General features: G+C 68.9%; 12 protein-coding genes. 5 read left to right on the top strand and 7 right to left on the bottom strand.

All coding sequences use genetic code 11. The features are described 5' to 3' along the window. Position 1: 1 nt before the first annotated feature. Genes dpdF through KBX63_RS14170 form a run of 3 tightly spaced genes read right to left on the bottom strand, consistent with a single transcriptional unit; the run spans position 2 to position 5953 of the window. Positions 2–2446, bottom strand: coding sequence for a protein DpdF (gene dpdF / locus KBX63_RS14180; protein ID WP_210911472.1), 2445 nt, complete (start codon positions 2444–2446; stop codon positions 2–4). Between the two features lie 2 nt (positions 2447–2448). Next, positions 2449–5562, bottom strand: a complete 3114-nt coding sequence (gene dpdE, locus KBX63_RS14175; protein ID WP_210911471.1) for a protein DpdE — start codon at positions 5560–5562, stop codon at positions 2449–2451. Next, the gene (locus tag KBX63_RS14170; protein ID WP_210911470.1) at positions 5552–5953 is read right to left on the bottom strand and encodes a hypothetical protein; all 402 of its coding nucleotides are present in this window, start codon (positions 5951–5953) and stop codon (positions 5552–5554) included. The genes dpdE and KBX63_RS14170 overlap by 11 nt, the downstream gene beginning before the upstream one ends. 391 nt (positions 5954–6344) lie before the next feature. Between KBX63_RS14170 and KBX63_RS14165 the strand changes: the two genes are divergently transcribed. Next, the gene (locus KBX63_RS14165) at positions 6345–9419 is read left to right on the top strand and encodes a DUF3427 domain-containing protein (protein WP_210911469.1); all 3075 of its coding nucleotides are present in this window, start codon (positions 6345–6347) and stop codon (positions 9417–9419) included. 283 nt (positions 9420–9702) lie between these two features. Here the strand turns inward: KBX63_RS14165 and KBX63_RS14160 are convergent, their stop codons facing one another. The 4 genes from KBX63_RS14160 to KBX63_RS14145 form a co-directional block, all read right to left on the bottom strand. Continuing rightward, positions 9703–10641 (bottom strand): replication-relaxation family protein, encoded by a 939-nt coding sequence (locus KBX63_RS14160; protein ID WP_210911468.1) that lies wholly within the window; start codon positions 10639–10641, stop codon positions 9703–9705. A gap of 465 nt (positions 10642–11106) precedes the next feature. Further along, complete coding sequence (locus KBX63_RS14155; RefSeq protein WP_247662278.1) at positions 11107–11964, bottom strand: DUF2637 domain-containing protein; 858 nt, start codon at positions 11962–11964, stop codon at positions 11107–11109. Between the two features lie 828 nt (positions 11965–12792). Beyond that, positions 12793–13104, bottom strand: coding sequence for a hypothetical protein (locus KBX63_RS14150; protein ID WP_210911467.1), 312 nt, complete (start codon positions 13102–13104; stop codon positions 12793–12795). Positions 13105–13306: 202 nt separating this feature from the next. Further along, positions 13307–13624, bottom strand: coding sequence for a hypothetical protein (locus KBX63_RS14145; protein WP_210911466.1), 318 nt, complete (start codon positions 13622–13624; stop codon positions 13307–13309). 239 nt (positions 13625–13863) lie between these two features. On the opposite strand from KBX63_RS14145, the gene KBX63_RS14140 reads away from it, so the two are divergent. The 4 genes from KBX63_RS14140 (at position 13864) to KBX63_RS14130 (ending at position 17735) form a co-directional block, all read left to right on the top strand. Then, positions 13864–15291 (top strand): hypothetical protein, encoded by a 1428-nt coding sequence (locus KBX63_RS14140; RefSeq protein ID WP_210911465.1) that lies wholly within the window; start codon positions 13864–13866, stop codon positions 15289–15291. Between the two features lie 219 nt (positions 15292–15510). Further along, the gene (locus KBX63_RS14135) at positions 15511–15864 is read left to right on the top strand and encodes a nitroreductase/quinone reductase family protein (RefSeq protein ID WP_210911464.1); all 354 of its coding nucleotides are present in this window, start codon (positions 15511–15513) and stop codon (positions 15862–15864) included. A 331-nt stretch (positions 15865–16195) separates the two neighbouring features. Next, on the top strand, positions 16196–16327 hold the full coding sequence (locus KBX63_RS35985; RefSeq protein ID WP_256443044.1) for a hypothetical protein: 132 nt from the start codon (positions 16196–16198) through the stop codon (positions 16325–16327). 322 nt (positions 16328–16649) lie between these two features. Continuing rightward, entirely contained in the window at positions 16650–17735 is a 1086-nt protein-coding gene (locus KBX63_RS14130; protein WP_210911463.1) for an endonuclease/exonuclease/phosphatase family protein, read from the top strand. Positions 17736–17749 lie beyond the last annotated feature (14 nt).

Raw genomic sequence — 17749 nt, 5'->3', positions numbered from 1 at the left:
GTCAAATCCTCCTCAACAGATCTTCAATCTCGTAGCTGGGCGCCCAAGCTTCGTGCAGAAGCTGCCTCGGATCCGATGGATCGCGTCGCGTTCGGGGCGCCAGCACGATCCCGAGTGGCTGACGGGCCAGCCGTGACAACGCCCGCGCCAGCACCGTGTCGTCGACCGACGTGTCAACCACCAGGAGTGTAGGGACGCGCCACGGCGTCTCCAACTGGTCGGCCCACTCGTGGAAGTCCTCAACCCACCATGGCCCCATCGTCCGGGTAGGCCAGGTGACGGCCTCCGGGTCGGCGGTGACGACGGTGAGGACGCCCCGCCGGAGAAGGCGGTCAACCAGTGTCCGTACAGCGCGGTCGTTAGGCGCCTCCAGCCGGACGCTCATCCTGCCGTCCGTCGACAGGCATTGCAGGTCGTCGGTGGCTTCCGCGCGTAACTCGCCGGCTAGGAGGGTGCTGTGGGCCGGAGCCGGGGTGGGCAGCCTGCCGCTACGGCGGCAGTGCGGACAGCCACCACAAGCCACCGACACCGGAAACTGGTTCCCGGCGTCGTCCTCCAGCCGGTAGCGACGCGCCAGATATTGGTTGGTGCACTCGTCGATCCCGCGTATCAGCACCGTCGCAGCGGTGAGCGCAGCTTCGGCGGCGTCGCGTGTGGACCGCCGACCGGCGGTAAGGCGTGACCGGAAGCTGGCCGCGTCGTCGAGGTCGCTGTGCAGGACCTCGACCGTGGCCGCGGTCCGCTGGGTGTCGAAGAACGCCTCTACCTCGTCGTCAGCGGCGTCGACGGGCACGTTCTGCGGTATTGGCCACCGCCGCCGGATCATTCTGGCCCGGTCCATCGCCGCCAGGGTCTGCACGTTCCAGTAGATGTTGGCGTCACTAGACGGATACGTGACTCCGGCGTGTTCCGCGCGCAGGTCAACGGTGAGTTCGTCGCCCACCCACCGTCCGCGTCGCATGCTCTGCCAGCGCTTCCATGCGAGATCTGGGCCGATCAGGCGCTCGCGCGCGATGTCGCTCGCCACATCCATGTCCACAGGAGCCCATAGGACCAGGGATGCCGCCGCGCACCCGTCTCGGCCGGAGCGTCCCACCTCCTGATAGAGCCGATCGACGGATTCGGGCACGCACAGGTGGACTACGCTACGAATGTCGTCGATGTCGATGCCGAGCCCGAACGCGGAGGTCGCGACCACGATGTCCAGGTCCTCGTCCGTCGTGCCCCCGAGGCGCAGGCCGCGCACAGCCGCCTGCCGTACGCTCGGCTTAGGGTTGCCGGCGATCTCGGTCATTGCGGCGAACCCCGCATCGGCCAGCCAGGACCTTGCCGTGCTGGTGTTGGTGGATCGCGTGGACATGTGCAGCGTGGTGTAGACCAGTGCCGGCCGAGGCAGGTGCCGCAACGCCTCGATCAACTTTTCGCGCTTGTCGTCTTCATCGCGGCAGGGTGCCGACCACCACGCCGGCTCCGGTCGCGTCGTCTGTCCGGACAGGAGCATGCAGTGGCGGCCAGGGAACAGCCGGGTCAGCGTGGAGAGGCTATAGGTATCCAACGTTCCCGTGAGCAGAACGGTGGCGGCCTGCTGACCGTCCGGAGCGGTGTCGAGCAGCATCTGGCGAAGACCGGCGAATGCTTGGAACGCCGGCCGGAACGCATCTCCCCATTCGGTGACGATGTGGGCCTCGTCAAGGACGATGAGGTCGAGCGTCCCCCGCTTGGCGGCTTCCATTAGCGGCGGGGCGAGCACAGTGCAAGCCGCCTCAGGCGCGGCGATCGTCAGCCATTGAGACCCCGCCGCGATACCGCCACGGATGCGCTCCTTGTCGGACGGGTTGGCGGCGCCAAAGTATGCAAATCGGTCGCAGTCGTCGCCCAGCAAGCCCTGCACCCGCCGCTCAAGATCTAGAGCGAGGGAGACCGTGGGCACGACGATGAAAGCCTGCCGTGGCCGGTTGCGCAGCGCCCGGGTAAGGACAACATCGCTCTTACCCGAGCCGGTGGGCAGCACGCAGATGACGGTGTCGCCAGGGCCGGCGAGGGCGGCCGCCCGCACGGCGTCGCGCTGTCCACGACTCCTGGCGGTGGCATGATCCATGGTCTGCCGGTAGAACAGGTCGGCGCGGACGTCCTCGTCGAACCGTCGCCTCGCGCGGCGGCTCGGGGCATCGTCAAGCGCGGTGGTGTCGTAGTGGTCGAGCCAGCCAGGCTTCCACATGACCGGCCGCACCGTCGTCTCCTCGCGTAGCAGACCGCAGTCGGCCCACACGCCGGGGTCCCAATGCTCGAAAGGCGTACCGGGCAACGCCAGCGACGCGTATCCGGCGGCGATCAGCCCTGATCGGATCATGACCGCGAGATCAGCCGCCGACGCCCGTTGCCTGACCAACCGTCGGTCCAGCCGTCGGTCCCGCGCGCGCAACTCGTCCAGCGTCACGCTGGTCATGCCTATGCCTCCGGGCCGGTGAGAAAGACGACGCCACAGGAGTCGATCGTCAACTGGGGCGCCTCGGCGGCCGCCGATACCGTGTCGAGAACACGGGGGTCACTCAACGCGTCCGCCCCGGCGCGGCGACGAGCCTCGACCACCGCCTCTTCCCGTGTTCGCATAATCTTCGCGTTGACCGAAGCGGCGGACACATGCTGCTGAACGCTCGAGCGCTGCGCGACCAACCGCGACGCCTCGCGCGCCGCCCCTTCGCACAGATCCGACCAGTTCAGAAACTGGGTCAGCTGTTCGAATCGCTCCGGGCGGCTGCCCAGGTTGTCGCCGTCCGCAGCATCGAGGGTCTGGCAGACCTCCTCGGGGGGCTCCCCCCAGTCAGGTCGCCACCACACCCGCTCCTGGCGTGGCGGAAACAGTTGGCCCAGCCGTACGGTTGCCGCGGCCGCAGCCGCCTGGTCGACGACGTGCAAATCGTCCACCGGCGCGGGGTCCGCCGTGACGATCACGCTGAACATGAACAGAACGAGGCTGGAGCCGGGCTCGCGGCGCGGTTGGCGGATCTCGATCGCGAAGGCGCGCCCACGGTCGTCGCGCATCGCCAGGTCGGCGAACCGGTCGACGAGGTGTTCACCCCATCGCAATAATCCGGATCCGTTCACTGCCCTAACGCGCCGGTGGGCGTAGCGGCGGCGCAGGTTTTCCGGTCCGATCTTGTGTACGTCCGATTCTGTCACGCGGGGTGGGTGTTTGGTGCTGATGCCGAAACGAGTGCTGTGCTTGTCAACGTCCTCGGTGAACCCGAGCATCTTGACCACATAGCCTCGGAACCTGCTAAGTGTGGCGTCCGCGCGGTCGGCTTGATTCATACTGTTGGCCAGCTGCTCGTCCTCGGCGCGCTCCTCAATTGCGTCGAGCAGGTCCTGACCGTCGATTCGCCGCCGCTGCGCGTCGAGATCGTCGCGGCGCTCGGCCATCCGCTCACTGGCATAGGGCAGCCCGCGGTCGATCGCGTCGGCGAGGAACTCGCGTTCGACGTCCCTGAGGACGTATTGCAGGGTTGCGCTAGACTCCCCGAACAAGCTCAGCCCTTCATCAAGGGCTTGGCGCCATCCTCCCAGGTGCACGTCAAGGCTGGCGGTTGTCTCACGGAACGCTTTCGAGCGAACCGGGGCTCTGGCTGAGTAATTGCTCTGAGCCCACCGATCAAATCGCCCAAGACGCTGCTCAATCCGGCCGACGTTCACTGGTAAATCCAGGTGCAACACCTCCTCGACGACCTGCAGATTTACACCTTCTTCGCCGCCACGGTCCATCACGATCACAGCACCGGACGGCTCCTCGACGAAGCGCCGGGCCGCCTCGGCCCTCTCCGCTGCGCTCATCTTCGACAACAGGCGGACCACCCGGCCCACACCGAACTGGGCCTCCAACCGTTCGGCGGCGGCTTCGGCGGTCGCAGGAAACGAACAGACCACCGCAATGCGATGACTGCCGACACACGGCCATGCCCATTGCACCATTGCCGTGAGACGGTCCACGTCAGTGTCACAGGCAAGGATCGTTTCGATTTGAGCCGCAATCGAATATGCAAGTGCGGTGCCAGCAAAACCCACCAGCGATGCCGCCTCCACGTCGTCAAGGTCGTGGCCGGACTCGCGCCGCAGTGCCTGTGCAAGATCGGCAAGCGCAGTCACCGGCGCCATGGCCCGGCCGAGGACCGTGCGGAATACGTCTTGTGGGTCCCCCGACTCAAGTGCGGCGAGCTCAACGCGAAGATTTTCGATCATTGTCAGGATTTCTGGCCGCCGCTGGTCGGGATCGGTCAGCAGCCAATCCCGTACAACCGTCCGCCCGCGCACCGGAAAGAGGCGGGCCAGCGACGCACTCCGACGCGTTCGGATCATCCGACGGTGGATGCGATGCGTCTCGGCGAGTTGCATGCGCACCCGGCGGCAGACATCGCGTACCGCCTCGGTATCCCGGTCCAAGATTCGGCGATCAAGCACGTCAAGTTCCTGCTGAAGCCACTCCTCATCCGGCAGCAATCGGCGCAGGGTCGCGCTAGGTTCATTCAAGAACATCAGCGGGGTGTCCTCGCCGAGCGAAGCCAGGGCCTGCGCTAGATCATCGCGGATTTCCACACGGTGCCGGAATTGCGCAAGGCCATCGAGGGGATAGGCCGTGGGATCGAGCAGGTGAAGCATCCGCAAGAACCCGTCTTCGTTCGACCGCACCGGCGTCGCCGACAGCAGCAACACGCTCGACGCCTCGTGAGTAACCTCGCATAGATGCCGATAGGAGTTTCCACTGCCGCCGTCTGCGGTCGCTGTCAGCCGGTGAACCTCATCGACGATGACGATAAGCCGGCCGGTCGGGGTAACTGACTCAATATCCGAATGATCAAGGACATGCACTCGTCCTGGAAACTGATCTACACGGAACTTCGACAGCAATTCGGCTCGCCACTGGTCGGTCAAACCGTCCGGAGCCACGACGAGAGCATCCCCTGCGCCGTCGAGCAGGAGTTGGCGCAGCACCATGCCGGCCTCGACCGTCTTTCCCAGACCAACCTCATCGGCGAGCAGGTATCGTTTCACCGGGTCAGCAAGGATTCGCCGCGCAGCCCCAACCTGATGAGCATGAATCTCGACGCCGGACGACCAAATTCCGGCTAACCCTTGCGCAGCGGCACGCTGACGGAGAATATCAGCAACGAATGCCGCCCGGCGATTATGCAGAAAGCGGCTTTCCGTGGTGCCAGCCTTCAACAGGGTCACCGGATCATGAACTGGCTGTGACCACCGAACGTACAGGCGATCGGTACTGACATATTCGGAATTACCATTGGGGAAGTCGACCAGGTATTCCTTGCCGCGTAAGTCGCAGGCATCCACGAACCCCGCCTGCCAGGTGCCGCCGTGGCGACACCATACCCGCTGGTGCTTTTCCAATCGCATCGGTGCCAAGGTGAGCCCATCCACGGGGATGGAAATCTCGCCAGTTGTCGGTCCGTCGAAGAATCGAACGGTGCCGGAACCCTTCCGAAGCTTACCGATGCCGTAGGTTGGATGTCGGACGAAGATGTCACCGACCCTAGTGACAGCGTCAGTGGACACGTGGCGTCACCTGCCTAGCGGCCAGCGCCGCCGTATTGGATGGCCGCGGCCCGAAACCGCTTGGCGCCGCCCCACACCACGTTATGAACCATGACTCGGTTCGAGGGCTGGAGTCGGCAGCGAGGAGACCGCCGATGGGCGGCTTCGGCGCCTTGTGCAGCCGGACGGCGATTAGGTGGTCGCCTTCCTCGTTGTTCGGAGCGGTGACGATCAGCGGCTCGGCGGCGCCGGCAACCTCGACGGCCGCCCGCACCATCACGTTGGACTTGCCCGCCCCCGTCACTGAGTGAACCACGACGCCACGGTGGTTACCGGAGTGCAGGCCTGGGAGGCCCGCAGTGATAACCCGCCCCGCTTCGGCCGCGGGCGGCATTTCCAGCCCAGCAAGCATCGATACCCACCTCCCACAAGGCGTTCCTGGACCCTACCGTCAGGAGTCCTTCTAGCGAGACCCTCGGTATTCAACCGATCGGTCTGCCTAGACCGGCCTTCTTGCGCTGTCAATAACCTCCGCAGTTAATGCTGCCGCCCGGCAACTACTGCCCGGGCGGTGCGTCCCATCCCAGGTCACCGGCCCTTCCCTACCGCCGCAGGCCACCACGACATGAAGGCATGGGAGGCGGCGGTCGGTAAAGGACCCGTTTCATCGATACACGTAGCCTCTGTCCGAGATCCGACAACCTTGCCACTACATGGCATCAACTCGGGCAAAGCTGGATCGGTCCCGCCATTAGCGGTACAGCGGCCTCCACAACTCGCGGCGGGCTGGTTAGGTTACTCCGATGTCGGATCTTGAGCGGGGCATCTACGAGCACCTGATCACCCAGCAACTTGCCGACCGGCTTGAGCACGTCGACCCCGCCCTCATCCAGCACAACAAGCTCGACCCGGCCGATACGCATGATGTCCTCGCCCGGCACATCGCGGCGCTGGCCCGCCGGGCGCTGCTCGCCATCGGCGGTGGGGACGACAAGGTCGCGCGCCAGGTTGAGCTGACCAACCGGATCGTGGAGAGCATCGCTGAGGCCCAGCCGCGCGCCATCGGCGCCGACGGCGCGGTCGCCGATGCCCAGCGCCTGCTGTGGGGCATCGCCGCCCCAACGACGCCGCCCGCCGCACCCACCTTCCCGGTGCGCCCCACGACCCCGCTCTCCACCGGCGCGCTGCTGGTCAACGGCCGCCACCAGCCGCGCATCGGCCACGAGGTCACCCACGAGATGGCTTCGGCCGATGAGGTTGAGTTGCTCTGCGCGTTCATCAAGTGGCATGGCCTACGCATCGTGGAGCCGGCGATCCGGGACCTGATCGCTCGCGGCGGCCGGCTTCGCGTCATCACCACGACATACATGGGGGCGACCGACCAGCGGGCCCTGGACCGGCTCGCCGAACTCGGCGCCGACATCAGAGTCTCCTACGAGACCAGGACCACCCGGCTGCACGCCAGGGCGTGGCTGTTCCGCCGCACCAACCGCACGACGACCGCATACGTCGGCTCGTCCAACCTCTCCAAGGCTGCGCTGGTCGACGGCATCGAGTGGAACGTGCGGATCTCGAACCTGGAGCAGCCGCACGTCATCGACACCTTCGAGGCGACGTTCACCGATTACTGGAACGATTCGGCCTTCGAGGCGTACGACCCGGTTAAGGACGCCGAGCGGCTGCGCATCGCGCTGCGCGGCGAGCGCCCCGACGAGGCGCAGACCGAGATCGCGAACCTGGACGTCCGGCCGTTCCCGTACCAGCAGCAGATCCTCGACGACCTCGACGGCGAGCGGCTGGTCCACGGCCGCTGGCGGAACCTGGTGGTGATGGCGACCGGCACCGGCAAGACCGTGGTGGCAGCGTTGGACTACCGCCGGCTGCGCAAGGCCGGCCGCGTCGACTCGCTGCTGTTCGTCGCCCATCAGGAGCAGATCCTCCGGCAGAGCCGCTCGGTGTTCTGGCAGGTGATGGGGGACGGCAGCTTCGGCGAGACCCTCGTCGGCGGCGATAGGCCGAAGGACTGGAAGTACGTCTTCGCCTCGATCCAGTCGCTACACCGGCAGGAGATCGACCCCGAGGCGTACGACATGGTCATCGTCGACGAGTTCCACCACGCCGAGGCGCCAACGTACGCGCGACTGCTGGAGCGGCTGCGGCCACGCGTACTGCTGGGGCTGACCGCGACCCCCGACCGGAGCGACGGCGGCGACGTGCGGCGGTGGTTCGAAGGCCGCGCCTCCGTGGAGCTGCACCTGTGGGAGGCGTTGGAGCGACAACTGCTGTGTCCGTTCCAGTACTTCGGGCTGCACGACGACGTCGACCTGTCGCAGCTGCGCTGGAAGCGGGGGCAGGGGTATGACCCGGCCGAGCTGGACGGCGTCTACACCGGCAACCACGCCCGGGCGCGGATGATCCTGCGGGCGGTACGCGACACCGCCGACGTCGGGCGGATGCGGGCCCTCGGTTTTTGCGTGAGCATCGGGCACGCCGAGTTCATGGCGGATTGGTTCACACAGCACGGCGTACCGTCGGCGGCGGTGACCTCGCGGGTCGACGCCGCCGGGCGGCAGTCGCTGCTGACAGCGTTCCGCAACCGTGAACTGCGGGTGCTCTTCACCGTGGACCTGTTCAACGAGGGCATCGACCTGCCAATGGTCGACACGATCCTCATGCTGCGGCCCACCGAGAGCGCCACGATCTTCCTGCAGCAGCTCGGCCGCGGTCTGCGCCTGGACGACGACAAGCCCTGCCTGACGGTGCTCGACTTCATCGGCGGGCAGCACGCCAACTTCCGGTTCGACCTGCGCTGGCGGGCGCTGACCGGGGTCAGCCGGCGGGCCGTCGAGGCGGCCGTCCGGGATGACTTCCCGTCGCTGCCGAGCGGCTGTCACGTCGAGCTGAACCGGGTGGCTAAGGCGGTGGTGCTCGCCAACCTGAAGTCGGCCCTGCCGACGTCGAAGAACGGCCTGGTGGCGGAGCTGCGGCAGCTCGGCGACGTGAGCCTGGCCGAGTTCCTGCACGGAAGCAGCCTGGAGATCGAGGACGTCTACCGGTCAGCCAGCATCGGCGGGTGGGCCGGGCTGCGGCGCCTGGCGGGCATCGAGACCTCGACCGCCGGGCCGGACGACCGCGAGCTCGGACGGGCTATCGGGCGGATGCTGCACACCGACGACGTCGACCGGCTGGACCTGCTGGCCCGGGTCGCAGGCGGCGAACGCCCCGGCGGCGGCCGACTGCTGGACCTGCTGCACTTCAGCCTCTGGGGGCCGTCGGTGTCGCTGACCGAGCGCGACGCCCGGCTGAAGCGGCTCTGGGCGGAGCCGGCGCGCTGCGCCGAGCTGCGCCAGGTCGCCGAGGTCCTACGGGATCGGATCCACCGGGTCACGCCGGAGCCGGCGTCGGACCGGGTGCCACTGCGGGTGCACGCTCGCTACAGCCGAAACGAGGCGTGCGCGGCCTTCGGGATGACGAACCCGGGGTCGCTGCGCGAGGGCGTGAAGTGGCTGCCGGACGAGCGGGCCGACCTCTTCTTCGTCACCCTGGTCAAGTCCGAGGAGCACTACTCCCCCACCACGATGTATGCCGACCGGGCCATCACCGACAGCCTGTTCCAGTGGGAGTCGCAGAGCACCACGTCGTCGGCGTCGGGGACCGGGCAGCGCTACATCCAGCACGCCGAGCGCGGGTCGACGGTGCACCTGTTCGTCCGAGAGACCAAGCTTGCCGACCGCGACCTGGGCGTGCCGCCGTACCTGTACGCCGGGCCAATGACGTACCAAGAGCACAGCGGCGATCGACCCATGCGCATCATCTGGCGGCTGCAGCATCGGCTCCCGGCCGACATGTACGCCGCCGCTCGGGCCATCGCCGCCTGAGATCGACCGGCTGGTCTCTCCGCCACGCCGGGCATAGCGCAGGGTGGCTGGTGTGGGTGTAGGGGCGGTCGCCGGTTCTGTCGCCGGAGGCCGACCTGACAGGTCCGTGAGAGCTGTTGAGGTACGCCGGGCGCTGCACTGGTGACCTACGGCCCGCGCCCCTGTCCCGCCCCCGGGGCCATACGATGCGCGGCGTTCGCTGCCACGAGGTGGCGGGTGTGGGCGCGCGGGGGCGGCGTAAGGCCACCTACACCGCGCGACGCGTCCGTCTGCCCCGCCGCCGTCAGGCCGCCCGCCCGCTCGGGCCGGGCGCGGCGAGGTTGGGAAACTCGGCGTCGTGGGTGGTGTCGGTGTAGGGCAGGTCGATGAGGCGGTGCCGGCCGGCGCCGGAGCCGGATAGCTGCCACACCTGCTCGGCGGGGCTGGCGCCGGTGGCGGCGCGCAGTTCGGCGGTGGTGGTGGCGATGATCGCCTGCGGACCGACCTCGGCGAGGCGGTGGTGCAGATTCGCCTCGCGGCGGGCGGAGGGTAGATGGAACAGGACCGGCCACGCCCAGTTGCTGAGGCAGACCAGCCGTTCGTACTTGGCGATTTTCTCGGTGAGGATGTTGAGGCGTTCGCGGCCGGTGTCGTACTCGAGAAAGAACGGCACGGACCGTCCGTGCTCGGTCCACACCCCGGCGCCGTCGGGGCGGGGCAGTCCGCTCGGTCCGCGGACCATCATCTGCGGATTGCCACCTCGGCGGTAGAACACGCCGGGCTCGTGGAAGGCGGACGCGGGCTGCCACCGGTCCAGGGCCGTGTCGGGGTGGGTGCGGGCGTGGGCGGCGAGGTCGATGAAGACCTGGTTGCCGCCGAGCAGGTGCGGCAGGTCCGGCCGGGCGGTCAGGGACTGCTTGCGGCGGCGGGCCTGGTCCCGGCGTGGTCGTCCGAGTCCCCGTTGGGCGTGGACGTGGTCGTAGCCGAGCTGGTCCAGGACGTAGTGGTACGGGTAGGAGCCGCCGTAGGCCCGGTTGGGCCGGAACCGGTCTGTCGCCCGCAGGACGGTGAGGCGGCGTAGCCGGCGTTGGGCGAAGTCCAGGGAGGGGAACAGTGCGGCGCCGATCTGATCGGTGGTGAGGACTCCATGGTCGTAGAGCCAGCCGAGGAGGCGGTCGTCGCGGGCGGTGATGCTGGCCTGTAGACGCAGCAGCGGGTCCGGATCCGGTAGCGGTTTACGCATGGGCTGCCCCTGGGGGGACACCCCACACATGAGGGTGTGTCTGGAGCCGCCCCGCACTTCTGAAAGGGGGCCTGACCTGGGCTGTAGGCGGGATCGGCGGGTCGGTTTGGGGGTCAGGATCAAGGCGGACGGTGCAACGGAGACCGACACCGACGTCGACACGGCCGGCCACACCGGTTCCGCCTTGACAGTGGTTTGACAGCGAGTGCGCCGCAGGTCGGTGATGACTCTGGTGGTGCGGGTGAGGGCCGCTGAGCTGCGTCAGCATGCGTGTTGCTCCTTCGAGGATCCGAACAGGGCGATGGAGGGCACGGTGTGCACTGGTCGCCCTGCGGTGACGGACGGGCCGGTGTTCCCTCTGCCAGGTCGGGTCAGGTTTTGTCAGGAGACGGGCTTCCTGACAGACCCGTGTGCTGGTCTCACGGCGACTGCTATGGCTGACAGAGGTCGCAGATGGTGGTTCTGTCACGCGGCCTCCCGGTGTGACAGGTCCGGCGCGGGTGGGGTGCTCTCGCCGCGCAGGACGCGCACGAGTACTGAGGCGGTGGCGTTGGACAGTTGGTGCCCGTCCGCGCGCAGCTGTCCGGCGAGGGCCTTGCGGGACAGCGGTGTTCCGTGGGCGTCGAGGGTGCGGGCGGCGGTCCGGGCGGCCGGGACCAGCGCGGTGATCCCCGGGCCTCGGTCCCGGACCGGCGTGTCCTCGGCCCGTCGGTCCGGGGCCGCCGGGTCCTGGTCCGCCGGGGCGGGGACCGCGGCGGTGCAGTCCCGGACCGCTTCAGTGCTCGCGGGGACCGGCAGTGGCGGTGCGGGGACCGGCTCGCGGGTGTCCGGGACCGCGGCGTCCGCGATCAGCGGCGGTCCTGGGGCGACCTGCGTGGGGCGGGCGGTTCGCTCGGGTGGGGCGGGGTCGGCGCGGCCGAGGGCGATCTTCACCATCGTCAGGAAGCCGAGCGCCGGCAGCGCGGCGGCGATCCAGCCGATCGCCGACGCTTCCGCCTCCACTACCTGGGCGGCGAGGGACAGGAACACCGCCACTGTCAGGACGGTCGCCGGGAAGGCGACGCTGGTGCCCGAGCGGCGGTGGCGGCGCAGTTCCAGACCGGCGGCGATCGACGTCAACTCCAGCACGACCGCGTCGGCCCAGGCGAGCCATCCCGGCTGGCCGTGTGCCGCCGCGACGTCATGCACGTGCCGGAAGGAGGCCGCGCCGGCCGCGCCGCCGATCAACAACATGATCAGCACCTGAATGCGGTTTTCCAGCCGCTCGCGCCCCGACCGCTGATCGGCGCGGACGTCGTGCGATCGCTGTTCAGTTGTCGCCAACGGCCCACCTCCCATGGTGAGGTAGCGCGTGCGCAATCTTGGCTACCGTCGTCATACAGGGGCGGACCGACCTGACAGTCGGCTTCGTTCGATTGATTTTAGTTGATGTCATATATGTGCTCCAGTTGAATGATGTTCAAGGTGCGGGCGATGGAGGGCGCAGTCCAGTCCGCTCGGATCAGGGCTTGGGCAGGCGCGACCCTGGCCGGTGACGCCCGTCCGGGCCGAACCCCTCCTGTCATGCGCAGGGGCAGGCACCAGGGCAGCAGGCGTCGCCACAACCGGCACAGCAGGCTGCGGTCAACAGGCGGACACGGGGGCGGACGGCCAAGCCGAGCCACAAGGGGTCAGAACACCGGCAGCGCTCGACAAGCGCCATGGTGGTGCGGCGGCTCAACTCGCCGACGAACGATCCTTCATGTGGGGGCCTCCTTCTCTCGACGGTCCCAGCACCGTCGGCGCGAACAGGAGCAGGCAACCCGACTCTGGGAGTGCCTGCCCGCCTCTTTCTGGCCGACCGCGCCAGCCGGCAGTGCGGGAACGTGTATCCAGTACGCCCCGGGAACACCCTCGAGTCAACCCCCAACTTTGCGCGGATCCGCCACGGAGCCTTGACGTCAGTCCGGTGGAGTGTTAGCCCCGCGCGGTGTGGCTGGGAACGGCGGCGGCGCTGATCACCCTGAGCTTCGGCGTCGGCAACCTCAACATCGGCATGACGGGTCCGCTTCGGTCGTGATCCGCCGCCACACGGCGGCCGCAGTGCCTTCCGGCACCGGCTGGTCGGACTCGCCGGAGGCGCGCACCTGGCCAAACCAGGTGCGCGCCTCCTCAGCGAGCCGACGCGTCAGCGTCGGGCTCACTCGTCTCCCTGGGCCTCGGGCTGCTCAGCGTCGGCCTCGGCGACGATGCGGCGCGGCTCTTCGTCGTGCGCCAGCTCGTTGGCCTCGTCCGGGTCAGGTCGGCCTCGGCGCACGGGTCCGGGTCGGGCTCGACATCCTCCTCGGGCAGGCGCACGTCGACGATCGGCGGCTCGCCGCCGTCCTCGTCGTCCTCCTCGGCCTCGTACCGCAGGCGCTCGGCTTCCTCCTCGGCCTCGGCGCGCTTCCGTTCCTCCTCCTCGGCGATGAGCGCCGCGTGCATATCCGCCTCGGCGTCGGACAGCTCGTAGCCGTCCTCTTCAAAGGACGTCGGCTCGGTGACCGGCCAGCGGATGATCGAGACGCACTACCCGAGGGGAGCGGTCGCACCTGCTGAGATCTTGGCCACCGCCGGCCCGGCCGACCAGGTGGTGGCCGCCGCCCGTACCGTGTCCGGGTCCGCCGAGGTGGGCGAGCCGGAGCGCTCACCGGACGGCCGCTGGGCCCGTATCGCGGCGGTCCTGGCCCACGCTCCGGCCAGGCGACGCGGTACTGGACACGGTCAATATGGTGGTGGCCGCGCCGCCCGCTGCTTGTCGGCCGCGGCCGCCGCCGAGTCGGCGGCGTCCAAAGGACAGCACGTTCGGCACCTTGTGGTCGCTGGTCAGCGCCAGGTTGTAGACGTACGGGCTGTTCGCGATGCCGGTCCACGACAGTGTCACCGGACCGGCGGCGAGCCGGGCCCGCAGTGCGTCGCCGGTCTCCGGTCGGGGACGGACTGGCTGTTTGCGGCCCTTGACCACGTGACGCCCGAGAGCGCCGTGTGCCGCTCGGCATCGGCTTCCCCGAACAGATCACCGGGTTACGGACCGATCAAGGTCTGACCGATGGTCGATTCGCGGAGAAGACCCAAGACTTGCGGAGAAGACCCAGTAGGTCCCGTTTCCCACTAAAGTGAGGACTGCTCGGACAATCCCCACCCTCCTCGCTGGGCGCGGCCTGGCGTGACTCGTCGAGCGAGGTGTTGGTGCTGTCCTCATCCGTGACATCCCGGTCCGGCGCGCGACCCCTGGTCGCGGTGTGCGTGATCTTCGCCGCCGCATCGCTGGTCGCGGTGCCGGCCAGTCTCGACCTCGGCTGGGACGAGGTCGTCTATGTGAGCCAGCACGGCAACCATGCGCCGCCGGCGTTCATGAGCGCGCCGCGCGCCCGGGGCGTGACCCTGCTGGTGTGGCCCGTAGCGTCCTGGCTCGATTCCACCGTCGTCCTCCGGCTGTTCCTCACCGTCACCGCGGCGGCGTCGCTCGGGCTGGCGTTCTGGGTGTGGTCGCGGGTGTCCCGGCGGCCCGGCACCGCCGCGATCGCCGCCGGGCTGTACGCGAGCCTCTGGACCGCCCTGTTCTACGCGAACGCCGCAATGCCCAACCACTACACGGCGATGGCGGCGGTGGCAGCGGTCGGGTGTTTCCTGCTGGCCGTGGCCGAGCCAGCCCGGCCCGGGGCGTACCTCGGGATCGTCGCCGCCCTCGCCGTGGCCGCCCTGATGCGTCCGGCCGACGCCTTCTGGCTCGGGCTCCCGCTGCTCGCCGCCACCGTCGCGGTGCCCGCGTTCCGGCGGTGGCGGCTGACCGCGGCAGTGGTCGCAGGCCTCGTGCTCGGCGGCGCACCGTGGGCGGTCGAGGCCGAGCTGCGCTACGGCGGGCTCCTGGAGCGCATCCGTCAGGCCGGTCACGTGCAGGGCGGTACGAAACTGCAGTTCTCTCTCGGGCACGTGATCAGCACCCTGGACGGGCCGATCCTGTGCCGCCCGTGCGGCAGCCCCGTGCGGTGGCCGGCGGTGCTGTGGTGGCTGGCGCTGGCGGTGCTGGTGCCACTGGCTGTCCGGGCGGCCCACCGGGCGAGCCGGGCACGGACGGCATGGCTGCCACTCGTGGTCGCCGCCGCCATGGCCTTCCCCTACCTGTTCCTGATCGGATACTCCGCACCCCGGTTCCTGCTGCCGACCTACGCCGTTGCTCTGGTCTGCACCATCCCGGGGCTCGCCGCATTGTTCTCCACGGCCGTCGGTCAGCAGCGGCGGGTCGTCGCCGCCGTGGTGGCGTTGGGCTTCGCCGGCCACCTCGCCATCCAGGCCGGCATCCTGCACCACGTCGTGGCGGAGCAGGTCCGCAGCCGCGGCGACTGGATCCGCCTCGTCCAGACCCTGCGATCGCACGACGTGCGACCGCCGTGCGTGATCTCCGGCCACGAGGCCATCCCGATCGCCTACTACGCGGGGTGCCGGGCGCTGGAAGACCGGGGATACAACCGCAACGCGAGCACCGCGCAGCTGCGGCAGGCCGCGGCGACCGGACGCTTCGCCCTGCTGGCCAGGAGCTCCGCCCCGCCCGACTGGGCCAAGGACTGGCACCGGATTCCGGTGCCGAACCTCACCACCTCCGGCTGGGAGATCTACCTGCCACAGCGCTAGACGGCAACACTGAACTAAGACGGGCTGCGGCCGGCTGCCGCGCCCGGCACCGCGCGGTCGCGGGGCTCGCTCCTGACGGCCGGATCGGTGTCCCACGCCCCCGTGAGGTGCCCGTGGCGGCAGGTGCTACTTCTGGTGTCCCGGATCCGCCGCGAGCGCACACCAAGGCTCATAGCCTGGGAAGCGGGAGCACTTCCGGCAGGATCGACGGAGGACACCGTGACCGAAGCCATCAGGGACGCCCTGGAGGGCGTCAGCGAGATCGACCTCACCGTAACCGGCCGGAAGACCGGGCGGCAGATTTCGCACCCGGTGTGGTTCGTGCAGGAGGAAGAGAGCCTGTTCCTGGTCCCGATCACCGGGTCGGACAGCGACTGGTACAAGAACGTGCAGCGGACACCGATGATCCAGGTGGCCTCGAACGGCACGGCGTTGAGTACGAGCGCCACCCCGATCACCGACGGCGACCGGGTCAACCACGTCGTGGAGATGTTCCGCGACAAGTACGGCGCGGATCAGGTGGAGGCGCATTACCCGAAGCGCGACGTCGCCGTCCAGGTCGCGCTCGGGTAACCCGGTGGAGCGGTGGTACCCAGGGCCTGGATGGCGCTGACCAGGAACGGTGCCGCCGGCGGTATCCATCGATTGGCGACCACCGCGTCGCACCGGCGGGAAACCATGCGACCGGCGCGCTCCCGCAGCTCCCGCGCCGTCTGGCCCAGCTCGAACGCGATCCGGGCCGCACGCCGGCTGGTGCATGACCGGCGCCCAGCCGGAATGTGCCCGTCAGCCGGCGTCACACGAACCGACGCAGCACGATGTCGACGCGGCTCGGCTGTGGCTGAGCCGGACGGAGGCCTCTGCGAGGACGGCACGGCTGGCTCGTCCGGGCGATCCAGGTCCTGTGGGCGGGCTGCTCTACGCGGCTCGCCTCGATGACGTCTGTGTCGTCGGCCATTTCGAGCAGGTGCCGAGCGGTGTGAGCGGCGAGGAGATCGTCGGCCTCCTGCCCGACGGGACCTGTCTGCCCGATTGACGAGCCGAGCGTCGCCGCCGACGCAGGCGGGCAGCCGACCGGACCGGGCTCCGCTTTCGACAGCCGCCGCCCTGATCGGCGTCCGCCGGCCCGACGCGGATGCCGACATCAGCGTCGAGTACCCGTACCGGTTGGCGGGTGGGGCCGAACCGCCGATATCCACAGCTGTCTCCGACCGCCTCGCGGCGATACGGTGCACGCACCGCCTCGGGCCGCGCCCCGCCGACAGGTCGCGACGCCGCCTCACGCGTCCCCATCCGCACCACCGGATCGATCTCACGTCCGACGCCGGCGCAGTCGCCGGGAGAGAGGATCGAAGAGGATGCTCCCAACACCCACCACATCCCGGCGAACCGCGAGAGTCACCCTCGCAGCCGCCATCGCCCTGGTCAGCCTCGGCGTTTTCGGCGCACCCGTCCACGCCGAAGGAAAATCCAAGGTCACCGTGATGACCCGGAACCTCTATCTGGGCGGCGATCTGACGCCATCCATCGGCGCGCCGACACCAGGCGCGTTCCTGGCCGCGAACTCCGCGCTGTTGAGCCACGTCGACCTGGTCGACTTTCCCGCCCGGGCGAAGCTGCTCGCCCGCGAGATCACCAAGAACAAGCCGGACCTGGTCGGACTGCAGGAGGTCGCCCTGTGGCGCACCGGCACGTTCGCTGACCCCGCACCAGCCACCGAAATCCGGTACGACTACCTGGCACTGCTCATAAGCGAGCTGAGCCGCTCCGGTCACGCGTACGACGTCGCGGTCGTACAGGCCGAGGCAGACCTGGAGGCGCCGGCGGGCGCGCCGCACTTCCTCGACGTCCGGCTCACGATGCGCGACGTGATCCTGGTGCGCCACGGCGGCCGGGTGAAGGTGACCGACTCCTCGTCCGGCACCTTCGCCAACAACCTCACCTTCACGCTCGCGGCAACGAACGGGACCGTGACCAGCACCCGCGGTTGGACCGCGGTGGACGTGGTGCACGGGCAACGCCCGTTCCGGTTCGTGAACACCCACCTGGAGGCCTTCCACGCCGGTGTCCGGGTGCTGCAGGCGCGCGAGCTGCTGGCCGGCCCCCTCGCCACGGCACCGGGTGACGTCATCCTCGCCGGGGACCTCAACACGGGCCCCGACCTGCCCGTCGCCGAGAACCGGCTCGCCTACGCCGCCCTGGTGGCCGGCGGGATGCGGGACACGTGGCAGATCCTGCATCCGGGTGAACCCGGCTACACCGCGGGTCTGGGCGACGATTTGAACCAACCGGCCGACGCCGTCGAACACCGCATCGACATGGTCCTGTTCCGGGGGGCGGTCGTTCCCGTCTCGAGCCTCATCTTCGGCACCGAGCGGCAGACCCCCGACGGCCGGTGGGCCTCGGACCACCTCGGCTACCTGGCCGTGCTGGCATTGCGGTAACGCGAACGCTGCTC

This window comes from Micromonospora sp. U21, assembly GCF_018070045.1.
In the GTDB taxonomy this organism is placed as follows: Bacteria; Actinomycetota; Actinomycetes; order Mycobacteriales; family Micromonosporaceae; genus Micromonospora.
Note: the sequence above shows the minus strand (reverse complement) of the source record. Positions and strands in the feature narration are given on the sequence as shown.

What these genes read in the sequence shown, in the direction of transcription:
- KBX63_RS14130 (WP_210911463.1), top strand. Translation starts at nt 16,650, where the DNA reads ATGCTCCCAACACCCACCACATCCCGGCGAACCGCGAGAGTCACCCTC.
- KBX63_RS14170 (WP_210911470.1), bottom strand. Translation starts at nt 5,953, where the DNA reads ATGCTTGCTGGGCTGGAAATGCCGCCCGCGGCCGAAGCGGGGCGGGTT.
- KBX63_RS14150 (WP_210911467.1), bottom strand. Translation starts at nt 13,104, where the DNA reads ATGCACGCGGCGCTCATCGCCGAGGAGGAGGAACGGAAGCGCGCCGAG.
- KBX63_RS14165 (WP_210911469.1), top strand. Translation starts at nt 6,345, where the DNA reads ATGTCGGATCTTGAGCGGGGCATCTACGAGCACCTGATCACCCAGCAA.
- dpdF (WP_210911472.1), bottom strand. Translation starts at nt 2,446, where the DNA reads ATGACCAGCGTGACGCTGGACGAGTTGCGCGCGCGGGACCGACGGCTG.
- KBX63_RS14160 (WP_210911468.1), bottom strand. Translation starts at nt 10,641, where the DNA reads ATGCGTAAACCGCTACCGGATCCGGACCCGCTGCTGCGTCTACAGGCC.